The sequence below is a fragment of the Campylobacter concisus genome (assembly GCF_002914005.1).
GTDB classification, from domain to species: Bacteria; Campylobacterota; Campylobacteria; order Campylobacterales; family Campylobacteraceae; genus Campylobacter_A; species Campylobacter_A concisus_N.
Genome location: NZ_POZU01000034.1, coordinates 1 through 6,617 on the forward strand (window position 1 = coordinate 1; position 6,617 = coordinate 6,617).

Below are 6,617 nucleotides of genomic sequence, written 5' to 3' on the forward strand. Positions count from 1 at the left end.
AAACGAATAATCTACTATAATACAATCTGTCACTTTGCCGGGTTAAATTTTTATCATAGTTTAAATAAAATAAGTATAGATGTATAGTAGAAATGGCGTTTGTAGCTATTGAATATTGGCTAAAAAATATTTTTGATGATTATTATACATTCATACCCCTAGCGATAAAACACAAAATAGAGATAGGCTGCATAAGCATCACGAGATCCTGCGTATGTCAAATACTGGCTACCATTTATAAAGATAAAAGAGTCAGAGTATTTAAAGGCAAAATTTGAGAATTTGTTTGGAGAGTATTTGGTGCGCAATTGATGATGATGCAATAATTTTTATTTGGTAATTTTAAGATATTTGTTTCGATTCCTCATATAAATACTAGCATTAAGTAATTCATAAGTATTTTTATGCTATACAATCAATTATAAGCAAAAACCCCTTGATATATCGTGCTTTTTAAAACATAAAATCATTTTTTTATTCTACTTACTATCAAATTCATTGACTCGACTATAAAAAAAGATTATAATGCTCACAATTTTTAAAAATAAAATATTTTTAACCAAAGGAGGTTAAGATGATCAAAATTAGTTAGAAGCAGAGGTTCTGTTTAAGTGTTAGAAAAGAACCTCTACGATAAATTTTAGCGTTTTTATTGTAACCGTTCTCTACTTTTAAACTACTTAAATAAGAACTTCATTAATACCAACCATATTGAGTTTATTGGGCAAACTATAGGTATGTCTATTTTGGTGAGATGGCTATTGCTGTCTTTGTAAAATTTAAAAAGCTATAGGAGAAAAAATATGGCCAGCAAAAGAACACTTTTAAATGATTTAAAAATCATTAGAAAAAACAAGAAAAAAGAGAAGATTAAGCATCTGTGTATTGAACTATTCTTTCCGGAAAATGCAACACTTAAGGAGTGTAATTTTCTAATTGAAAAACATTTTAGCGTAAAGCTTTCAAATAAAGAGTTCTCTAGTTGGAGGAAAGAGTATGATGCAAAAGACACACATCAAACCTCTCATACAGATCAAATTCCTGAGGTTAAAGAAGACGAAAAAAACGATGAGGAGCTAAGCAATGGCACTAACAATCAAGAGTAGCGATACAGCAGTTGCGGCAAATGCCGTAATTGCACTACAAGAACATGTTGAAATGGGCAATAAGATTAGTGAAAATATTAAAAATAATATTGAGCTTTTTAACAAAACTGCGGATAGTTTTAATGGAGACTTTAAAGAAAAAATAGAACTTATAGAGCAAGGAAGTATTGAACTTATAAATGCAACAAAAGAGATTCAAAACAACTTTCAAAATACTCTAAAGAGTGCAGATAAAACTATATCAAAGGTTAACTCATCTTTTAGCTCTTTGATGAAAAAGATAGTATATGTGTTAATTACCATTGTGTTTATAGAAGCACTCTTCTTTTTTGGCTACTTGTTTTATGATAGCCATAAGACAAACGAAGCCAAATCTGCACTACAAAGCAAGCTAGATAAGGCACTTTATGACATGTCTAATCTTCAAGGCTTTATTATCCATATCTACAACCAAGATGGTCAAAAAGCTAGTGAAGATTTTACTAAATGGCTAAACAAAAATGGTGACGGCAATGTTCAGTAGTAAGCAAATTTTTCTAATAGCAAGACACATACAATGTATGACACTTCGTTTTCATACCTTGTATAATCTTGCTCTGCCGAGGGCTACAATGCGAGATATAAGAAGCGTTAAAAGCGCTTCATCTGCTAACATATTTAACGTATTTTATGAAAGGATATCATATGCCAAAAAATATCAAGGATAAGGTACTCTCCACAAGGATCACTTCTCAGCAAAATAGCAAATTATCTGATATGGCTAGAGAACTAAAAATATCAAAATCAGAAATCATTTCCTATCTTATAGATAATGGCACTGTAAATTCTGAATCCATAAAAAAGAAAGAGCTATATCCAACAATCATTACATATTTTGCTAGACCTTTTAATAACATTAATCAAATAGCAAAGAGACTAAATATAGCTTATAAGACTAGTGGTGATATAGATTTAAAAACGATACTGCAAGCACAAGAAGAGTTGTACAAAGTTCAATCAGTGCTAACTGAAATTTTAAGCCTAATAAGGAGTAGCTATGATAGTTAAGATCTCAAAGGGAGAAAAAGGCATAGCTGATTATCTAAAAACTGGCAAGAAAAGAGATTCAAAGCTAACTAGAGATGAAAAAGATGATAGATTGCCACTGGCTGGAAATTTAGATCTTATCGAGATGTCTGAAAAGCACCAGAGCAAGAAAAAGAGTAAAAAATATAACTACTATCACATATCCTTGTCATTTACTTCAGAGGAGTGGAGCAGACTATATGAAAGTGGCAATATAGATGAGTTTATAATGGACTTTTTGAGGCTCACTTTCCCAAATCACGACATAGATGAGCTACTTTTTTATGCTGAAGCTCATCTGCCTATAATCAAAGAAGAGCCATATATTCCTCGCCCAGAAGGGGCACTAGAAAATAGAACATTAAACAAGAAACATAAAAATGGTGAACCGCTAAAAAGAGAGCCTCATATTCATCTAATAGTCTCTTTTGAAAATATGAAATTTACCCATAGTGTAAAAACTGGTGGAGTCATATATGCAAAAGGTGCAGCCAAGCAACAAGTAAAAGCTGTTATGGCTAAATCAGCAGAGAAATTTAAAAGAGTGGTTAATGACATCTTATCTAACAAATATGGTCTAAATAATATAGAGCCTTTAGGCATGGATGAAGACCAACTAAATAAACAATATGAAAGCTTTAAAAGTGCAGCACAAAAGGTTAAGAAAGGCAAAGAAAAAGATACGCAAATGAAGATAGAAACAGATGTGGTGATCGAGCCAAAAGCCAATACAAAAGAGCAAAATATAAGTGTTGAAGAGTTACTAGCTGATGCTAAAAATTCTACAGCTGATTATCTATTAAGAATGGTAGAAGAAGATGGGAGTTTCAAAAAAGACTATTATGATAGAGCAAAGAGGCTTAATGCAGTCGATATAAGAGAATTTTTGCCTATGATCAATGCAAAATTTAACATCACCGCAAAACCTGAAGTGGTAAATGACAAATATAAAGTAAGAGTAGATGGGTTTAAGGGAACTTATAATCTAACTGATCTAATGTGCAAGATAGTCTATAATGGCAGAAAAGGAGCATTATTTCACGTAGTTAATGAGCTAGAGCAAATGCTTATAGAGCTTCAAGCCAATAAAAATGAGCCAAAGATAATATTAAGTGTAAGTAGTGACTTTAACACGCCAAATAAAGACCCAAAAACTCAAGTGCTAAATAGCTGGAAAACGATACAAATAGAGCCATACAATCTAAAATCAATACTTAAAAACTATTCAGCTATATCAGCGGTAAGCTTCAAAGATAAAAGTGAAGAAGCTAGCAGTATTGATGGCATAACTCCTACGCTTATATATGATATAGATAACTCTAAATTTAGTGCAAATGATGCTCAAAATTTACTACAAAGTAAAGGAATAAAAGGCTTCATATACCCAACCGCCTATCAAGCGCTAGACACAAAAGTAGAGAAATTTAAACTCATCATACCCACAGCAAAGGCTCCAAGCTTAAATGAATATGATGAATACATAAAAGAGATAACAAGAGAGCTTGGGTTATATAACATAGTAAATAACCAGAGCCTATATCCTAGTAATTTTCACTACACTCCAGTGCCAGGATCTGAACTTGTAAGCATTAGTGGAAAAACTTTTGATAATACAAGAGCCATTGAAGATGCTGGCTTAAAAACAGATATTAATAATATGGATATTAAAGCCATATATGAAGATTTACAAAATCTAAGAAAATATGAGCTTGGTCATGAACCAAAAGATACCAACTCACATATTAAAAGAACAAGCTACCAAGCTATATCATCAAAGATTCCGATAAAAGAGTTAATAGAATACTTTGAAGAAAGCACTATGGTTAAAAAATATAAAGATTATCAAATACTTTTTAATAATAACAGTAGATATCTATACTTGCCAGAAGAAAACACAGCCTATTCTTTTAGCCAAAATAGACACTATACTCCATATATCTACATTAGAGATAAATTTTATGAAGCAGCCGGAAAGATAAAAACTGGATTTTATGATGATGATCTCATTAAAAAACTAGGTATTACACAAAATGAATATGAAGGATTCGTAAAAGGTATTGATGGCCATTTAGATATAAATAGGTACTATTTGGTGTTTATCAATAGAATAGAAAACTTTAAAAAATATCTATCGGATATAGCTAAGATTAACTATAAAGGCTTAATTTATAATATAAAAACCTATATGAAAAATTGGCAGGATATGCAAGGTTTTAATAAGCTAAAGGAGCGTTATAAAACAGATAAGATATATCTAACAAATGATCATATATCTTTTGGTTCACTAAAAATAACAAAGCAAGAGCTATACGATCAAGGGCTTGATAAGGACTTTGGAGTGGAGCAAACAAAACAACCATCAAGTGTAGCAGAACCCAAAGAACAGAATATAAAATCAAGGTATGATAGTTTGGAGAGATAGATTTTGTAGAAGCCAGATCATTAGTATTGCATCTTTTCAGCTGTCTCTAATCCATAAAACCAAACGGCAATGCAAACATATCATCGTCTAGTTTTACGGCCGTATCTCCAGCATAAAGGACTACTCCTTTGTCAAATTTATTTTGCAAATTATCCTTTAGATGATAGATGTGTCTAAAATCATCCCTGCTTACGGTTTTAGATGATTTGACCTCTACCGCTATGACTTTACCGGATATCTCAAGTATAAAATCAATCTCTTTTTGATCGCTCGTTCGGTAGTAGTATATATTGGCTCGTTTTTTACTACTAGTATTTGCTTTTAGAAGTTCGTCAAATACAAATGTTTCATATATTGCGCCTTTGTATGGCGAGCTAGCAAGCTCATTTGGTGATGAAATTTGTAGCAGATGCGATAGTACTCCGGTGTCAGTAGCAAAAATTTTAGGTGTTTTTATAAGCCTTTTTAGGGCGTTGTTAAAATAGGGCTGAAGCTTTTGGATCTGGTATGTATGCTCAAGTACGCTAAAGTAGCCATCAAATGTCTTATTATCAAGCCCGGACTCTAGACATAGCTCATTTTTGTTAAAGATGTTACCACTTCTTAGCATACATAGGCGGTACATAGTGATAAATTTATCCAAGTTTCTGATGTTTCCTATCTCTTTGGCGTCTGATTCTATATATGTTCTTATATATGAGCTAAACCAGAGATATTTTGATTTCTCGGAGTTTATCTTTGTGATCTCCGGATAACCACCATTTATAATCTTTTCAGATAAGCCCTCATTATCATACTTCTTTAGCGAAAGATGGCTTATATCGCCACTTAAAATATCTATCAAATTTTCATCGCTATGACTTAGCTCTTTTTGAGAAAGTGGATATAGCTCTACTATGCCTATCCTGCCGGCAAGCGAGTCTGAAATATCTTTAAAGCCCTTTAAATTTGCAGAACCGGTTAATACAAACTGCCCATTTGTTCTATCTTTATCTATAAATTCTTTTATGGCTAGAAGCAGTATGGGCACTCTTTGTATCTCATCTATTACTATGGGCTTATCGCAATGCTCTATAAAGCCTTTGGGATCGTTTCTCGCTGCTTCATATATATTTATATCGTCAAGCGTTACGTAATTTGGTATATCTAAATTTAAAGCAAGGGTTGATTTGCCAACTTGTCTAGCTCCGCTTATCAAAAGCACAGGAAAGCTTTTCATATACTCTTTTATTTCGTCGCTTATGGCTCGTTTGATGTACATAGTATTTTATCCTTAAATATTTAGGAGTATAATACTATGATTTATATAAATTTACAAGGATGGCTTGGTTAAGATAATTGTATATTTAAATTTAATTCGAACTAAAACTGGCAAGATTAAGTCAGTCACTGTGATTTTCTATCATACTGAGTATTTTATTTGTAGAGTTTTAAGCAATATCACCTCAGATTTCCATATTGACAAATGGCAGTCAAATTTTCCCTCAAAAGGAGCAGCACAATAACCATTTTTGGAATATTGCACAGGCTCTTTTGTACTGCGACCTAACTTCCCAATAAATTTTACCTCATAACTTTATCCAGTAGTGATTTGTAACTATCCACTACGTCATAGACCACGCTATCATTGCTTATAGCCTTAAAATGCTCCTTTGCGCAGTGGATTTTAGATTCTTCGATTTGGCGAAGCTGCATAGAGTTCATAGACCCTTTAGTCTCCGCAGCAAAATAAATGTACTTGATATCACCCTCATAAAATGCAATCGCCCTAAAAAGACAAACCTCTCCAGATACATCAGTCATATATATAGACGAATTTAAAGGAAATATAGAAAAAGAGAAATATCAGCTAGCGATGTATGATAAAAACCGTAAACTAGTAGATATATTAAGAAATAGACATTCACAAACAATAAAAAATATAATAAACGAATTTGAAATACAACCACAAGTGGTTGTAATGGATATGTTTAAGCCATTTAGAAGCATAATAAATAGTAATATAGTTCAGGCCCAAATAGTAG

Annotated in this window: 7 protein-coding genes; 5 read left to right on the plus strand and 2 right to left on the minus strand. The window is 32.3% G+C overall.

Annotated elements, in window-relative coordinates; translation table 11 throughout:
• The first annotated feature begins 803 nt into the window (after nucleotides 1–803).
• The 4 genes from CYP54_RS03520 to CYP54_RS03535 all read left to right on the plus strand — a co-directional run bounded on the left by CYP54_RS03520 (nucleotide 804) and on the right by CYP54_RS03535 (nucleotide 4,593).
• Nucleotides 804–1,106, plus strand: a complete 303-nt coding sequence (locus CYP54_RS03520) for a hypothetical protein (RefSeq protein WP_103604222.1) — start codon at nucleotides 804–806, stop codon at nucleotides 1,104–1,106.
• Nucleotides 1,084–1,629: a hypothetical protein gene (locus CYP54_RS03525; protein ID WP_103604223.1), complete on the plus strand. Its 546-nt coding sequence runs from the start codon at nucleotides 1,084–1,086 to the stop codon at nucleotides 1,627–1,629. The genes CYP54_RS03520 and CYP54_RS03525 overlap by 23 nt, the downstream gene beginning before the upstream one ends.
• A 161-nt stretch (nucleotides 1,630–1,790) precedes the next feature.
• Complete coding sequence (mobC, locus tag CYP54_RS03530) at nucleotides 1,791–2,153, plus strand: plasmid mobilization relaxosome protein MobC (protein ID WP_103604224.1); 363 nt, start codon at nucleotides 1,791–1,793, stop codon at nucleotides 2,151–2,153.
• Nucleotides 2,143–4,593, plus strand: a complete 2,451-nt coding sequence (locus CYP54_RS03535; protein WP_103604225.1) for an aminotransferase — start codon at nucleotides 2,143–2,145, stop codon at nucleotides 4,591–4,593. The genes mobC and CYP54_RS03535 overlap by 11 nt, the downstream gene beginning before the upstream one ends.
• A gap of 46 nt (nucleotides 4,594–4,639) precedes the next feature.
• Here the strand turns inward: CYP54_RS03535 and CYP54_RS03540 are convergent, their stop codons facing one another.
• Together CYP54_RS03540 and CYP54_RS03545 are read right to left on the minus strand one after the other, a co-directional pair.
• On the minus strand, nucleotides 4,640–5,854 hold the full coding sequence (locus CYP54_RS03540; protein ID WP_103604226.1) for an ATP-binding protein: 1,215 nt from the start codon (nucleotides 5,852–5,854) through the stop codon (nucleotides 4,640–4,642).
• Nucleotides 5,855–6,156: 302 nt separating this feature from the next.
• Complete coding sequence (locus CYP54_RS03545) at nucleotides 6,157–6,396, minus strand: restriction endonuclease (protein WP_103580690.1); 240 nt, start codon at nucleotides 6,394–6,396, stop codon at nucleotides 6,157–6,159.
• Nucleotides 6,397–6,448: 52 nt separating this feature from the next.
• Here CYP54_RS03545 and CYP54_RS10270 point away from each other — a divergent pair.
• A partial coding sequence (locus CYP54_RS10270) for a transposase (RefSeq protein WP_430732700.1) occupies nucleotides 6,449–6,617 on the plus strand: 169 nt, incomplete at its 3' end.

What these genes read in the sequence shown, in the direction of transcription:
- CYP54_RS03520 (WP_103604222.1), top strand. Translation starts at nt 804, where the DNA reads ATGGCCAGCAAAAGAACACTTTTAAATGATTTAAAAATCATTAGAAAA.
- CYP54_RS03525 (WP_103604223.1), top strand. Translation starts at nt 1,084, where the DNA reads ATGGCACTAACAATCAAGAGTAGCGATACAGCAGTTGCGGCAAATGCC.
- mobC (WP_103604224.1), top strand. Translation starts at nt 1,791, where the DNA reads ATGCCAAAAAATATCAAGGATAAGGTACTCTCCACAAGGATCACTTCT.
- CYP54_RS03535 (WP_103604225.1), top strand. Translation starts at nt 2,143, where the DNA reads ATGATAGTTAAGATCTCAAAGGGAGAAAAAGGCATAGCTGATTATCTA.
- CYP54_RS03540 (WP_103604226.1), bottom strand. Translation starts at nt 5,854, where the DNA reads ATGTACATCAAACGAGCCATAAGCGACGAAATAAAAGAGTATATGAAA.
- CYP54_RS03545 (WP_103580690.1), bottom strand. Translation starts at nt 6,396, where the DNA reads ATGACTGATGTATCTGGAGAGGTTTGTCTTTTTAGGGCGATTGCATTT.